Origin of the sequence: Ensifer sp. PDNC004 (genome assembly GCF_016919405.1) — a bacterium.
Classification (GTDB): domain Bacteria; phylum Pseudomonadota; class Alphaproteobacteria; order Rhizobiales; family Rhizobiaceae; genus Ensifer.
Genome location: NZ_CP070353.1, coordinates 2893352 through 2907288, shown reverse-complemented (window position 1 = coordinate 2907288; position 13937 = coordinate 2893352). Strand labels below are relative to the sequence as shown.

Below are 13937 nucleotides of genomic sequence, written 5' to 3'. Positions count from 1 at the left end.
AAATGCCGTCCGAAATGCTGTTCCGGCAGCTTGCCAAGCCGGGATTGTCGTATTAGCATTCCAATATGTTTTTTATCGATAAAAGGTCGATGAGCCAGCACCTGCGATCGATCTCCAAGAAGTGGAACACGGTGCACCAAGAGGAGAAACCTGGGATGAGCATTCTGAAAAGCAGCCTGACCCGCCGCGCCTTTACCGCCTTGGCCGGCGCCGCGATGATCGCCGGCATGTCGCCGGTCGCCTCCTTCGCACAGGACGTGACGATCCCGATCATCGTCAAGGATACCACGTCCTTCTATTGGCAGATCGTGCTCGCTGGTGCCCGCGCCGCCGGCAAGGATCTCGGCGTCAACGTGCCGGAACTCGGCGCTCAGGCCGAATCCGACATCAATGGCCAGATCAGCATTCTCGAGAACGCGGTTGCCGGCGCACCAGCTGCCGTCGTCATCTCGCCGACGGAGTTCAAGGCGCTCGGCAAGCCGATCGACGAAGCGGCCAAGGCCGTGCCGATCATCGGTATCGATTCCGCAGCTGACTCCAAGGCCTTCTCGTCGTTCCTCACCACCGACAACGTCCAGGGCGGTCGCATCGCCGCCGATGGTCTTGCCGCAGCGGTCAAGGAAATGACCGGCAAGGAAGAGGGCGAAATCGCCATCATCACCAACCTTCCGGGCGTCGGCTCGCTCGACCAGCGCCGTGAAGGCTTCCTCGATCAGATCAAGACCAAGTATCCGGGCTTCAAAGTCGTTGCGGATAAGTATGCGGACGGCCAGGCAACCACTGGCCTCAACATGATGACCGACCTGATCACAGCCAACCCCAATCTGGTTGGTGTCTTCGCATCCAACCTGATCATGGCGCAGGGCGTTGGCCAGGCGATTGCCGAAAACAAGCTCGGCGACAAGATCAAGGTGATCGGCTTCGACAGCGACGACAAGACGGTCGGCTTCCTCAAGGAAGGCGTTCTGGCCGGCCTCGTCGTTCAGGATCCCTACCGCATGGGCTATGATGGCATAAAGACGGCGCTCGCCGTCTCGAAGAAGGAGAAGGTCGAGGCGAATGTCGATACCGGTGCCAATCTGGTGACCAAGGCCAACATGGCGGAGCCGAAGATCGACGCTCTCTTGAACCCGAAGGTCAAGTGACGACGGCTGCGGCGGGCGTTGGGCCTGCCGCACCCGCTTGCGGCCGGAACGAGGACCGGCCGCAAGCGATCTCTGCGATGGGAGGAATGCGCAGATGACCGACATGCAAGAGCCACGCGACATCAGGACCGAAGGACTGCATGTGGCGACACGCCACCCGGTTCCGAAAGGCGAGCCTATCCTGGAGCTGCGCGCCCTGCAGAAGAAGTATGGCGCCGTCGAAGCCTTGAAGCCTGCATCGCTGACCTTTCTGTCCGGTGAAATTCACGCGATCGTCGGTGAGAACGGTGCCGGCAAGTCGACGCTGATCAAGCTTCTGACCGGCGTCATCAAACGCACGTCCGGCGAAATCTTTTGGTGCGGAAAACCCGTTCAGCTCGGTACGCCGCAGGAGGCGATCGAGCGCGGTATCAATGCCGTGCATCAAGAGGTCGTGCTTTGCGCTCACCTGTCGGTCGCGGCCAATATGTTTCTCGGCGACGAGATCAATCGCAACGGCCTGATGCGCAAGCGCGCGATGACCGATGCGGCACAAAGCGTGCTGGATGATCTCGGCTTCAACCTGCCGGCCGGTGCCGTGCTTGGAAGCTTGACGATTGGGCAGCAGCAGCTCGTCGCCACGGCGCGTGCCGCCATGCGCGGCACGCAGTTTCTGATCTTCGATGAGCCGACCGCCTATCTCACCCGACAGGAATCGGCACAGCTCTTCCGGCTGATCCGAAGGCTGCAGGCCGAAGGCGTGACCATCGTCTATATCAGCCACCGCATGGAGGAAGTCTTCGAGCTTGCCGACCGTGTCTCGGTGCTGCGTGACGGCACTCATGTCGGCACCCGCAAGATCGGTGAGACCAACGAGGCGGAGCTGATCGCGCTGATGATCAATCGCACGATCGAGCAGATCTATCACAAGGAACATTTTCCGCCGGGCGCGGCCATCATCGAGACGCGCAACTTGAGCGGCCCCGGCTTCCAGGATGTGTCGCTGACAGTGCACGCCGGCGAGATCGTCGGCCTCTACGGGCTCATCGGCGCGGGACGCAGCGAGTTTGCGCTCGGCCTTTATGGCCGGCACCGGCCAACGGGTGGAGAGGTCTACTGGCAGGGCCGTAAGGTGGAGATCGCCAGCGAACGTAAGGCCATGGACCTCGGCATCGCGCTTGCGCCCGAAAGCCGACGTGACCAGGGCCTCTGCCTCAACTTGCCGATCGGCCTCAACATCAATCTGCCGGTTTTCAACCGGCTGACGCGCGGCCTGACGATCAACGGCCAGCAGGAGCGGGAAAACGCGGACCGGCAGATCCGCGACCTGAAGATCAAGACGCCGTCACGCCGCGTGCTGGCCTCCGCCATGTCCGGCGGCAACCAGCAGAAGATCGTCATCGGCAAGTGGTTGAGCCACGGCGCCAAGCTTTTCATCTTTGACGAGCCGACGGTCGGCGTCGATGTCGGCACCAAGGCGGAAATCTATCGCCTGTTCGCACGGCTTTTGGAGAACGGGGCGGGCATCATCTTGATCTCGTCCTATCTGCCGGAGGTCTACGAACTGGCGGACCGGCTGCATGTGTTCCGGCGCGGACGGCTGGTCGCCAGCCACGACTATCGTGCTGCCAGCCATGAGGAAGTGCTGACACAGGCGATTGGCGTTTGATCACACAGAGCGGGATGAGCATGAGCGGTTTTCCGCCCCCATCCGGCTTCAAGAAGTTTTAGGGGACGCAGGGAGGAAGACGATGAGTGCGGAGACGGCGGAGAGCGGTGCAAGTGCTGCACCAAGGAAAGGTGTGAGCATCCTTTTTGGTCTTACTCTACTCGGTTTGCTTCTGTTGCTCTGGGCGGCGCTGGGCTTCGCGACCAACAGCTTCTGGACGCCCAACAACATCAGCAACCTGCTGCGCCAGGGGGCGATGACGGCGATCCTGGCAGTTGGCCAGACCTTCGTCATCATCACGGCAGGCATCGATCTGTCGGTCGGTGCCGTGGTCGGCTTTACCAGTGTTATCGTCGCCTGGCTGCTGGCCGCCGGCGTTCCGCTCTGGATTGCCATCATCCTGACGCTCGCCTTCGGTGTCCTGATCGGCGCCTTCCATGCCTTCGGCATCGTGCGCATGGGTCTGCCGCCCTTCATCATCACGTTGGCAACGCTTACGTCGCTGCGCGGTATCGGCCTCCTGATCACCAATGGCTCGACCATCTCGATCACCAATGAGGCCTTCACCAATTTCTCGCGGGCGGATTTCCTGGGCGTTCCCAGCCTGTTCTGGATGGTGATCGTGGTGGCGATCCCGGCCTATGTCTTCCTGCATTTGAGCCGTTTCGGTCGCTATCTCTTTGCTGTCGGCTCCAACAGCGAGGCGGCGCGTCTTTCCGGCGTCAATGTGCATCGCACGATCTATCTCGCCTATATCCTGTCGTCGACCTGCGCCGCCTTCGTCGGCCTGCTGCTTGCCTCGCGCATCGGCATCGGCAACGCCACCCAGGCCGAAGGCTGGGAACTTCAGGCGATCGCCTCGTCGGTCATCGGCGGCACCAGCCTGTTCGGGGCGGTCGGCTCGGTGCATGGGCCGCTGCTCGGCGCGTTCATCCTCGCGACGATCAACAACGGCGCCAACCTCTTGAACGTCAACTCGTTCTGGCAGCGCATCATCACCGGGGTTTTGATCATCGTTATCGTCTATTTCGACCAATTGCGTCGCCGCAGCGCCCGCTAGGCGCTGCCGTATTCGAGAGAATTGCCATGAAAGCCGTGCTCTGCCCGCAACCCGGTCGGCTGGAGGTCGTCGACCGCACGCCAATCGAAACCGTGCCGGACGGTTGGGTCCACCTCGCCGTCAGCCATGTCGGCATCTGCGGTACGGACTACCATATCTTCGCCGGAAAACATCCTTTCCTCGAATATCCGCGGGTCATGGGCCATGAGATTTCGGCAACGGTGATGGCCGGCGGGAAAGGGACGACGATGGCGCCCGGCACGCCGGTCGTGGTCAACCCCTATCTCGCCTGTGGTGCTTGCGTTGCCTGCCGAAAGGGCAAGCCCAATTGCTGCACGGCCATCAAGGTACTCGGCGTCCATACCGACGGCGCGTTCTGCGAGGAGATCGTCGTGCCGGAGGGCAACCTTTATCCGGCGCAGGGCCTTTCGCCGGAGGCGGCCGCCACTGTCGAGTTCCTGGCGATAGGCGCCCACGCGGTCCGCCGTGCATCGACGGATGCCGGGTCGCGGGCGCTGGTCATCGGTGCCGGACCGATCGGTCTCGGCACCGCGATCTTTTCCCGCATCGCCGGCCATGACGTGGTGCTCGCCGACACCAGCGCGGAGCGGCTGGACTTTGCCGCCCGCAAACTCGGCTTTGCCAAGGGCATCGTCGTGGATACCGATACGGCGGCGCGCGTTGTCGCGGCGACGGATGGAGACGGTTTCGATGTCGTCTTCGACGCGACCGGGCATGGCGGCTCGATGCAGGCGGCCTTCGCCCACGTCGCCCACGGTGGCACCCTGGTCTTCGTCAGTGTCGTCAAGGACGATATCCGCTTCTCCGATCCAGAGTTCCACAAGCGCGAGATGACGCTGGTCGGCAGCCGCAACGCGACCCGGCAGGATTTCGACCATGTCGTCGCATCGATCGCGTCCGGCCTGGTACCGGTGGAGGCGCTGATCACGCACCGCACCACGCTGGACGGCGCGGTTGCCGATCTGCCGCGATGGGCGGAGGAAAAGACGGGCCTGGTGAAGGCTGTCATTCAAGTGACGGCCGCCTGAGTGATGGCGGGTTTGCTGCATCGCCACAGGGATGCGCACCCCATCTTTGCCGCTGAGAGGCGCCAATTATCCCAGAAAAGGCCAGGCATTGCGGCTCGACGCACGAAAATAGCGGAAAACGGCCAGTTTCGAGCAAGCTCGTTTGCAAATCCTCAGGAATCCGGATTCATTCTGGCTTCAGGCCTTGTATCGAGGCGAGACGGGTATATTTGTTGCACTGCACAAGAAAAGTGGTAGTCTGGCAGCGATTGCGGACACCAAGACAAACAATCGCAAGCTTGCGTCCGACCGGGAGCGGCGTTGTCGTTGATTGAACCAAGGGGTACGCTTCCCATGTTCTACCAGCTCTATGAACTGAACCACGCAATGATGGCGCCGTGGCGCACGGCAGCCGACGCCATGCGGCTCGCGTTCAGCAATCCGATGAACCCCGTCTCGCACACCTATTTCGGTCGCGCCGCCGCAGCCGGTCTTGAAGTGTTCGAGCGCTCCACCCGCCGTTATGGCAAGCCGGAGTTCGGTCTTCCCGAGACGGTCGTCGATGGTCAATCCGTTTCGATCTACGAACGCATCGTCTGGCGTGCGCCCTTCTGCAACCTCATTCATTTCGAGCGTGCAGTGCCCAAGGGGCGCACCCCCGATCCGAAGGTGCTCATCGTCGCGCCGATGTCCGGCCACTATGCGACGCTGTTGCGTGGCACGGTGGAAGCCCAGCTCCCGCATTCCGACATCTACATCACCGACTGGATCGATGCCCGCATGGTGCCGCTCAGCGAAGGCACCTTCGATCTCGACGATTACATCGACTACGTCATCCAGATGCTGCATTTCCTCGGGCCTGACACCCATGTGATCGGCGTCTGTCAGCCCGCGGTGCCGGTGCTTGCTGCCGTCGCATTGATGGAAGCTGCCGATGATCCGCTGTCGCCGGCGACGATGACGCTGATGGGCGGCCCGATCGACACCCGCATCAACCCGACCGGCGTCAACCAGCTCGCGGAAGAGCGTTCGATCGAATGGTTCCGTGACAATGTCATCATGCCGGTGCCGTGGCCGCAACCGGGTTTCATGCGCATGGTCTATCCGGGATTCCTGCAGCTCTCGGGCTTCATGTCGATGAACCTCGACCGGCACCTGATCGCCCATAAGGAGTTCTTCGCCCACCTGGTGAAGAACGATGGTGACGCCGCCGAAAAGCACCGCGACTTCTACGACGAATATCTCGCGGTCATGGACCTGACGGCTGAATTCTACCTGCAGACGGTGCAGGTGGTGTTCATACAGCATGCGCTTCCGAAGGGCGAGATGATGCATCGCGGCAAGCGCGTCGACACGACGGCGATCAAGAAGGTGGCGCTCCTGACGGTCGAAGGCGAGAACGACGATATCTCCGGTGTCGGCCAGACCCAGGCGGCGCAGACGATCTGCACCAACATCCCCGACCACATGCGCCTGCATTACATGCAGCCGGATGTCGGCCACTACGGCGTCTTCAACGGCTCGCGCTTCCGCCGCGAAATCGCGCCGCGCATCGTCGCTTTCCACCGCGAGCACGCGCGCCACGCAAAACCGGTGAAGCAGCTGATCAAGGGCGGCAAGTCGGCCTGATCTCGGCGGCGCGGCCGTTTTGACCGCATAGAGTCAAGGGTTTGTCCGATTCCGGGGGAGGGCGTCTTGCAGAGCCAAGAGCGCCTTCCCACATCGTTTTCATCGGGCCGCATGGGCGGCCCGGATGATTGCGAGGAATCCTGAAGATGAACCAATCTGCAATGATCCGTCCGGATTGGACGCCCGCGACCATCGCCCTGATGGTGCTTGGCTTCGTGGTCTTCTGGCCGCTCGGCCTGGCCATGCTCGCCTACATTCTCTTTGGCGAAAAGCTCAAGACGTTCAAGAAAGACGCAAACGATACGGTGGATGGCATGTGCTCGGCTTTCAAGCGCGGCGGCCGCCGTTCCAACTGGACGCATCGCACCGGCAACGTCGCCTTCGACGACTGGCGCGAAGCTGAACTTACCCGTCTCGACGAGGAACGCCGCAAGCTCGACGAGATGCGCGAAGAATTCGACAGCTATGCGCGCGAGCTTCGCCGCGCCAAGGACCAGGAAGAGTTCGACCGCTTCATGCGTGACCGCAAGAACGGCGGCTCGGGCCCGATTGTCGAAGCCCACTGACCTGACGAAACCGCTTCCGGCGTTTCACATGAAACGCCGGATCACTTTTGGCATGCACCCCAACCTGTGAACTGTAGGCGAAAGCCCCGCGAATCGGTTAGAAAGCCTGCATGTTCCCTTCCTTCAAGCGGCGCATTCAACCTGCACCACCCGCAACGACGCGGCAGATCGAGGTCGCCGGCAAGTCCCTGCCGCTGACGATCAAGCAGAACGCGCGCGCGACGCGCATGACGCTGCGCATCGAGCCGGGCGGCCGGGCTCTGAAGATGACCGTGCCGCAGGGCCTCCCCGAGCGAGAGGTCAACGCCTTCCTGACACGACACCAGGGCTGGCTGATGACCAAGCTCGCGCGCTTCTCTGGCGAGAGCCAGATCGAGGAGGGCGGTTCCATCCTCATTCGCGGCGTCTCCCACCGCATCGAGCGCACCGGCAAGATCCGCGGGCTCACGGAAGCGATCGTGATCGATGACGAACCGGTGCTGCGCGTCAGCGGCGGCGAGGAACACCTCAACCGGCGCATCGTCGATTTCCTGAAGAAGGAAGCCCGCCAGGACCTCGACCGGTTGGTGGCGATCTACACCGGCCGTATCGGCCGACGGGCAAAGTCGCTGTCGCTCAAGGACACGCGCAGCCGCTGGGGATCATGCTCGGCCGACGGGGCGTTGAGTTTCTCCTGGCGCATCGTCATGGCGCCGCCAAGGGTCATCGCCTATCTCGCGGCGCATGAAGTGGCGCATCTGCAGGAAATGAACCACGGCCCGAACTTCTGGGCGCTCTGCGGCAGATTGTGCCCCGATACGGAGGACGCCAAGCGCTGGCTCCGCCGCAACGGCACGATGCTTCACGCGATCGACTTCGATTGAATCCTGGAGGGCGATGAGCGGCTCGTTATGCGCGGTGGCGCAGCGCTTCGCGGATCTTCTCGTCGGTCTTGTATTGGCTGAGGGCATAGACCGACCAGATCGCCGCCGGTACCCAGCCGATCAGCGTCAGTTGCAGGATCAGGCAAATGAGGCCGGCAAAGGGGCGGCCGATGGTAAAAAACTGCAGCCAGGGCAGGATAAGCGCGAGCAACAGGCGCATCAGTCTCTCCGTTGTGGTAAAATGCATATGGTAAAAGCGCGCCTGCCGCGCAAGGGGCGCACACCCGGCGAAGGACGGGTGCAGGGGCGCTGAGTGACCGCTTTTGCGTCGGTTTTTGGCTCGACTCGCGCGGCATTTCATGCAAGGTCGCTTCTCATGAAAACCCAAGTGAAGATATGCGGGCTGAAGACCGCGGAAGCGGCGGAGCGTGCTGTCGCGCTCGGCGCATCCCATGTCGGCTTCATCTTTTTCCCGAAGAGCCCCAGGAACATCGAGCCCGACGATGCCGGCCGCATCGCCGACAGGATTCGCGGCCAGGCGAAGATTGTCGCCGTCACCGTCAATGCCGACAATGACGAGCTCGATGAAATCGTTTCGGCGCTCAACCCGGATATCCTGCAGCTTCATGGCAGCGAGGACGCGGATCGACTGCTGACGGTCAAGGCAATGTATGGCCTTCCCGTCATGAAGGCCTTTTCGGTGCGCGAAGCATCGGACCTTGAAAAGATCGATGCCTATATAGGCATCGCCGATCGCTTCCTCTTCGATGCCAAGCCGCCAAAAGGGTCCGAATTGCCCGGTGGCAACGGCGTTTCCTTTGACTGGAAGCTGCTCGATGCGCTTGACGGAAGCGTCGATTACATGCTTTCCGGTGGTCTTAACGCCGATAACATTGGCGAGGCCATGGCGCAGACCAGCGCGCGTGCCATCGATATCTCCTCCGGCGTCGAGAGCGCGCCGGGCGTCAAGGATCTGAAGCTCATGGAATCGTTTTTCAATGCCGTTCGCCAGGCAGAGGCGGACATGCCACGGTCAGGGAGCAGGACGTGAACCAGGCGCCAAAGTTGAATTCCTTCCGGGGTGGCCCGGACGAGGACGGCCGTTTCGGTATCTTCGGCGGCCGCTTCGTGGCCGAAACTCTGATGCCGCTGATCCTCGATCTCCAGAACGAGTGGGACAACGCGAAGAACGATCCGGCCTTCAAGGCGGAGCTGGAACATCTCGGCGCGCATTATATCGGCCGCCCGAGCCCGCTCTACTTCGCTGAACGGCTGACGGCGGAGCTTGGCGGCGCCAAGATCTACTTCAAGCGCGAAGAGCTGAACCACACCGGTTCCCACAAGATCAACAATTGCATTGGCCAGATCCTGCTCGCCAAGCGCATGGGCAAGACGCGCATCATCGCTGAGACCGGCGCCGGCCAGCATGGCGTGGCCTCGGCAACCGTCGCCGCCCGCTTCGGCCTGCCTTGCGTCGTCTACATGGGTGCGACCGACGTCGAGCGCCAGGCGCCGAACGTTTTCCGCATGAAGCTCCTGGGCGCCGAGGTAAAGCCGGTAACCGCCGGCAGCGGCACGCTCAAGGACGCCATGAATGAAGCGCTGCGTGACTGGGTCACCAATGTCGACAACACCTACTACCTGATCGGCACGGCTGCCGGCCCGCATCCCTATCCGGAGATGGTCCGCGATTTCCAGGCCGTCATCGGCCAGGAAGCCAAGGAGCAGATGCTCGCTGCCGAAGGCCGGCTGCCGGATCTCGTCATTGCCGCCGTTGGTGGTGGCTCCAACGCGATCGGCATCTTCCATCCGTTCCTCGATGACGAGAGCGTCAAGATCGTCGGCGTCGAAGCCGGCGGCAAGGGCATTGAAGGCGACGAGCATTGCGCCTCGATCACCGCCGGTTCGCCGGGCGTGCTGCACGGCAACCGCACCTATCTGCTGCAGGACGGCGACGGACAGATCAAGGAAGGCCATTCGATTTCGGCCGGCCTCGATTATCCCGGCATCGGTCCGGAGCACGCCTGGCTCAACGATGTCGGCCGCGTCGAATACGTGCCGATCATGGACCACGAAGCGCTCGAAGCCTTCCAGACGCTGACCCGTCTCGAGGGCATCATCCCGGCGCTCGAGCCGTCGCATGCGCTTGCCGAGGTGATCAAGCGCGCGCCGAAGATGGGCAAGGACGAGATCATCCTGATGAACCTCTCCGGCCGTGGCGACAAGGACATCTTCACCGTCGGCAAGTTACTGGGAATGGGGCAGTAAGATCATGACCGCACGCATGGACAAGCGATTTGCCGATGTCGCGGCCGAAGGACGTCCGGTCCTCGTCACCTATTTCATGGGCGGCGATCCGGATTTCGAGACGTCGGTCTCGATCATGAAGGCGCTGCCGAAGGCCGGCGCCGACGTCATCGAACTCGGCATGCCGTTCTCTGACCCGATGGCCGACGGCCCGGCGATCCAGTTGGCTGGCCAGCGCTCGCTGAAGGGCGGCCAGACGCTTGAAAAGACGCTCGAAATCGCCCGCCGCTTCCGCGAGGACGACGAGCGCACCCCGATCGTGCTGATGGGCTATTACAACCCGATCTATATCTACGGCGTCGACCGCTTCCTGACGGATGCGCTTTCAGCCGGGATCGACGGCCTGATCGTCGTCGACCTGCCGCCGGAAATGGACGACGAGCTCTGCATCCCGGCGCTGGAAAAGGGCATCAACTTCATTCGCCTGGCGACGCCGACCACGGACGACCGTCGCCTGCCGAAGGTGCTCGAAAACACCTCCGGTTTCGTCTACTACGTGTCGATGAACGGCATCACTGGATCGGCTCTGCCCGATCCGTCGTTGATCGGTGGCGCCGTCGGGCGTATCAAGGCACACACCAATCTGCCCGTTTGCGTCGGTTTCGGCGTCAAGACGGCGGAACATGCAAGGGCCATCGGAGCATCTGCCGATGGTGTGGTCGTCGGTACGGCGATCGTCAACCAGATCGCGTCGAGCCTGACCGAAGAGGGCAAGGCGACCGATGCGACGGTTCCGGGTGTCGAAGCGCTGGTGAGAGGGCTCTCGGCAGGCGTGCGGTCCGCACGTCTCGCAGCAGCCGAATAATTGCCTATATTAGCGCGCACAACCCGAAGGAAATCTTCAGGAGTTACTAAGTGAACTGGATCACAAACTACGTTCGGCCGAAGATCAACTCGATGCTGGGCCGCCGGGAAGTTCCGGAAAATCTCTGGATCAAGTGCCCGGAAACCGGCGAGATGGTGTTCCACCGCGATCTCGAGGAAAACAAGTGGGTCATCCCGCAGTCCGGCTTCCACATGAAGATGCCGGCCAAGGCGCGGTTGAAGGACCTGTTCGACGGCGGCATCTTTGAAGCGCTTCCGCAGCCTAAGGTTGCCCAGGATCCGCTGAAGTTCCGCGATTCCAAGAAGTACTCGGACCGTCTGCGCGACAGCCGTGCCAAGACCGAACTTGAAGACACGATCGTTGCCGGTCTCGGCCGCGTCCAGGGCGTCAAGCTCGTCGCCGTCGTGCACGAATTCAACTTCATTGGCGGCTCGCTCGGCATGGCTGCCGGCGAGGCGATCATCAAGGCCTTCGAACGGGCAATTTCCGAGAAGTGCCCGCTGGTCATCTTCCCGGCTTCCGGCGGCGCGCGCATGCAGGAAGGCATCCTGTCGCTGATGCAGCTGCCGCGCACCACGGTTGCCGTCAACATGCTCAAGGAAGCGGGCCTTCCCTATATCGTCGTGCTCACCAACCCGACCACCGGTGGCGTTACCGCATCCTACGCGATGCTCGGCGACATTCACATGGCCGAGCCGGGCGCTGAAATCGGCTTTGCCGGCAAGCGCGTGATCGAGCAGACGCTGCGCGAGAAGCTGCCGGAAGGTTTCCAGACGTCGGAATACCTGCTGGAGCATGGCATGGTCGACATGGTCGTCAAGCGCCATGATCTGCCGTCGACGCTCGCCCGGGTTCTGAAGATCCTGATGAAGAAGCCGGCGGAAGCCTCGAAGCTCAACGGCGGCACGCAGCCGGCCGCCTTGCCGGTCGCTGCCAGCGCCTGAAGCGCTGCGTCGGCTGAACTGTATAGAACAAAATGATGCATCTCCGCGATTTCTTGTGAGCGGGGATGCTGCAACTCAGGGCGTTACAGCGATCGGTAGACGGCCTATAGGGCGCGCCCTGTAGCAGCCGAGCGTGTCGGGGCGGGGTTAAGAGATGGCAGCGGTGGAAGCCAGCGAAGCGGGCTATGAGATCGAAAAACTTCTCGCCCTTCACCCCAAGGGCTTCGACTTGTCGCTGGACAGGATCACCCGGCTTCTCGCAGCTCTCGGCAATCCCCAGGACCGCCTGCCGCCGGTGATCCATGTCGCCGGTACCAACGGCAAAGGCTCGGCAACCGCGTTTTCTCGGGCGATCCTGGAAGCAGCCGGCCTCAGTGTTCACGTCCATACCTCGCCACATCTCGTCAACTGGCACGAGCGCTATCGCCTGGGCGTCAAGGGCGGCAAGGGGAAGCTCGTCAGCGATCCCGTTCTCGCCGATGCCGTGCGTCGCGTTGCTGAAGCCAATGGCGGCGAGAAGATCACCGTCTTCGAGATCCTGACCGCCGTTACCTTCGTGCTCTTTGCCGAGCATCCGGCCGATGTAGCGATCATCGAGGTCGGCCTTGGCGGTCGTTTCGATGCGACCAACGTCATTGCCCGTCCGGCCGTTTCGGTCGTCATGCCGATCTCGCTCGACCATCAGGCCTATCTCGGCGATCGGGTGGAGCTGATTGCCGCCGAAAAGGCAGGCATCATGAAGCGTGGTTGCCCTGTGGTGATCGGCCAGCAGGAGGAAGAGGCCGCCCGGGATGTGCTGGTCTCGACCGCCGAGCGCCTCGGCTGCCCGATGTTCGTCTACGGCCAGGATTTCATGGCGCATGAGGAGTTCGGTCGCCTCGTCTATCAGGACGAAGGCGGGCTCGCCGACCTGCCGCTGCCGAAGCTGCCGGGCCGCCACCAGTATGCCAATGCCGCAGCGGCGATCCGCGCGGTACGGGCCGCCGGTTTCGATGTGTCAGAAGCGGCGATCGAGCGTGGTCTTGCGGGCGTCGAATGGCCCGGACGCCTGCAGCGGCTGACCAGCGGCAAACTCACGCATTACGGTCCGGTTGGCGCGGAAATCTGGGTCGATGGCGGCCACAATCCCGGTGCCGGCCAGGTGATCGCCGAGGCGATGGCAACCTTCGAGGAGCGCGAATCGCGACCCTTGTTCCTGATCATCGGCATGATCAACACCAAGGAGCCGATCGGCTACTTCCGCGCCTTCCTTGATCTCGCTGAACAGGTCTTCACCGTTCCGATCCGCGGCTCCGATGCTGGGCTTGATCCGGTGGCGCTTGCCAGCGACGCCGCATCGGTCGGCTTCGAGGCGTCCGCGGTCTCGTCCGTCGCCGAGGCGCTGACGATCATCTCCAATCTGGTCGACGAAGACCCGGCGCCGCCGCGCATCCTGATCGGCGGCTCGCTCTATCTGGTGGGCGACGTGCTTGCCGACAACGGCACGCCGCCGAAGTGATCAAGGTCTGGCTCAGCCAGCCCGTTTCCGGATTGAAGACAAGAAAAAAGCCCGGCATGCCGGGCTTTTAATATTCTCAGCGGTGAATCCGCCTTATGCGACCGCCGTGGAGATCCACGAGGACAGAGCCGTCTTCGGAGCGGCGCCAACCTTGATGTCGGCCACTTCGCCGGCCTTGAACATGGCGAGCGTCGGGATCGAGCGAACGCCGTACTGGGCGGCCAGTTCCGGGTTTTCGTCGATGTTGAGCTTGGCAACCTTGACCTTGCCGGCGAGTTCGTTCGAGATTTCCTCGAGGCTCGGCGCGATCATCTTGCACGGGCCGCACCATTCAGCCCAGAAATCGACAACCACCGGCTCGGCGGAGTTCAGCACTTCCTGCTGAAAATTGGACGTATCGACCTTTACAGTAGCCATAGGCTG

Annotated in this window: 14 protein-coding genes; 12 read left to right on the top strand and 2 right to left on the bottom strand. The window is 62.2% G+C overall.

Annotated elements, in window-relative coordinates:
* Window positions 1-155: 155 nt before the first annotated feature.
* From JVX98_RS22430 to JVX98_RS22400, 7 genes are all read left to right on the top strand, one after another.
* On the top strand, window positions 156-1145 hold the full coding sequence (locus JVX98_RS22430; protein WP_205237448.1) for an ABC transporter substrate-binding protein: 990 nt from the start codon (window positions 156-158) through the stop codon (window positions 1143-1145).
* Window positions 1146-1239: 94 nt separating this feature from the next.
* The gene (locus JVX98_RS22425; protein ID WP_205237447.1) at window positions 1240-2793 is read left to right on the top strand and encodes a sugar ABC transporter ATP-binding protein; all 1554 of its coding nucleotides are present in this window, start codon (window positions 1240-1242) and stop codon (window positions 2791-2793) included.
* 82 nt (window positions 2794-2875) lie between these two features.
* Window positions 2876-3853 (top strand): ABC transporter permease, encoded by a 978-nt coding sequence (locus JVX98_RS22420; protein WP_043624277.1) that lies wholly within the window; start codon window positions 2876-2878, stop codon window positions 3851-3853.
* 26 nt (window positions 3854-3879) lie between these two features.
* Complete coding sequence (locus JVX98_RS22415) at window positions 3880-4902, top strand: zinc-binding alcohol dehydrogenase family protein (RefSeq protein WP_205237446.1); 1023 nt, start codon at window positions 3880-3882, stop codon at window positions 4900-4902.
* Between the two features lie 333 nt (window positions 4903-5235).
* The gene (phaZ, locus tag JVX98_RS22410) at window positions 5236-6510 is read left to right on the top strand and encodes a polyhydroxyalkanoate depolymerase (RefSeq protein ID WP_205237445.1); all 1275 of its coding nucleotides are present in this window, start codon (window positions 5236-5238) and stop codon (window positions 6508-6510) included.
* A 146-nt stretch (window positions 6511-6656) separates the two neighbouring features.
* Entirely contained in the window at window positions 6657-7076 is a 420-nt protein-coding gene (locus JVX98_RS22405; RefSeq protein WP_043624293.1) for a DUF2852 domain-containing protein, read from the top strand.
* 110 nt (window positions 7077-7186) lie between these two features.
* The gene (locus JVX98_RS22400; RefSeq protein ID WP_205237444.1) at window positions 7187-7939 is read left to right on the top strand and encodes a M48 family metallopeptidase; all 753 of its coding nucleotides are present in this window, start codon (window positions 7187-7189) and stop codon (window positions 7937-7939) included.
* Window positions 7940-7964: 25 nt separating this feature from the next.
* On the opposite strand, the gene JVX98_RS22395 is transcribed toward JVX98_RS22400, so the two are convergent.
* Entirely contained in the window at window positions 7965-8159 is a 195-nt protein-coding gene (locus tag JVX98_RS22395) for a YqaE/Pmp3 family membrane protein (RefSeq protein ID WP_034801662.1), read from the bottom strand.
* Between the two features lie 156 nt (window positions 8160-8315).
* Here JVX98_RS22395 and JVX98_RS22390 point away from each other — a divergent pair, with 156 nt between their 5' ends.
* The 5 genes from JVX98_RS22390 to JVX98_RS22370 all read left to right on the top strand — a co-directional run bounded on the left by JVX98_RS22390 (window position 8316) and on the right by JVX98_RS22370 (window position 13514).
* Window positions 8316-8990: a phosphoribosylanthranilate isomerase gene (locus tag JVX98_RS22390; RefSeq protein ID WP_192451503.1), complete on the top strand. Its 675-nt coding sequence runs from the start codon at window positions 8316-8318 to the stop codon at window positions 8988-8990.
* The gene (gene trpB, locus JVX98_RS22385) at window positions 8987-10207 is read left to right on the top strand and encodes a tryptophan synthase subunit beta (RefSeq protein ID WP_034801666.1); all 1221 of its coding nucleotides are present in this window, start codon (window positions 8987-8989) and stop codon (window positions 10205-10207) included. Before JVX98_RS22390 ends, trpB begins: the two co-directional genes overlap by 4 nt.
* Before the next feature lie 4 nt (window positions 10208-10211).
* Entirely contained in the window at window positions 10212-11051 is an 840-nt protein-coding gene (gene trpA, locus JVX98_RS22380) for a tryptophan synthase subunit alpha (protein WP_192451504.1), read from the top strand.
* Between the two features lie 50 nt (window positions 11052-11101).
* A complete protein-coding gene (gene accD / locus JVX98_RS22375) occupies window positions 11102-12016 on the top strand; it encodes an acetyl-CoA carboxylase, carboxyltransferase subunit beta (protein WP_192451505.1) in 915 nt (304 codons plus the stop codon).
* Window positions 12017-12170: 154 nt separating this feature from the next.
* Window positions 12171-13514: a folylpolyglutamate synthase/dihydrofolate synthase family protein gene (locus JVX98_RS22370; protein WP_043624311.1), complete on the top strand. Its 1344-nt coding sequence runs from the start codon at window positions 12171-12173 to the stop codon at window positions 13512-13514.
* A 93-nt stretch (window positions 13515-13607) separates the two neighbouring features.
* On the opposite strand, the gene trxA is transcribed toward JVX98_RS22370, so the two are convergent.
* Entirely contained in the window at window positions 13608-13931 is a 324-nt protein-coding gene (gene trxA, locus JVX98_RS22365; RefSeq protein ID WP_034801674.1) for a thioredoxin, read from the bottom strand.
* Window positions 13932-13937: the final 6 nt, after the last annotated feature.